General features: G+C 64.4%; 2 pseudogenes. One reads left to right on the top strand and one right to left on the bottom strand.

What is annotated here, in order from left to right:
* Positions 1-224 (top strand): annotated as a pseudogene (locus EN845_RS34660) (hypothetical protein); the annotation flags it as partial.
* On the opposite strand, the pseudogene EN845_RS34655 reads toward EN845_RS34660, so the two are convergent.
* Positions 207-303 (bottom strand): annotated as a pseudogene (locus EN845_RS34655) (beta-ketoacyl-ACP synthase III); the annotation flags it as partial. The pseudogenes EN845_RS34660 and EN845_RS34655 overlap by 18 nt on opposite strands.

Here is a 303-nt window from a genome sequence, read left to right as displayed (position 1 = left end):
ACAGCGGCCTCCTGCTGTCAATCCTCGCCACCATGGCCGTCAAGGGCACGGTTTGGGGTATTGCCGGCGCTGCCCTGCTGCTCGTTGGTGTCGTCGTCAAGGCGAGGCTGGAAGAAAGCTTCCTGCGCGGCGAGCTTGGTCCGGCCTATGACGACTATGCCAGGCGCGTGCCGATGCTGGTGCCCTTCGCGCCGGCCTTATCGACGCTACAGCATTCTCAATAGGGCGCCGCCGATCGAATAGCCGGCGCCGAAGGCGCAGATCAGGCCGAAATCGCCGGCCTTCATGTCGGCGTGGTTTTCC

Origin of the sequence: Mesorhizobium sp. M8A.F.Ca.ET.202.01.1.1 (assembly GCF_004791595.1) — a bacterium.
GTDB lineage: Bacteria > Pseudomonadota > Alphaproteobacteria > Rhizobiales > Rhizobiaceae > Mesorhizobium.
This window is presented reverse-complemented; position numbering and strand designations above follow the sequence as displayed.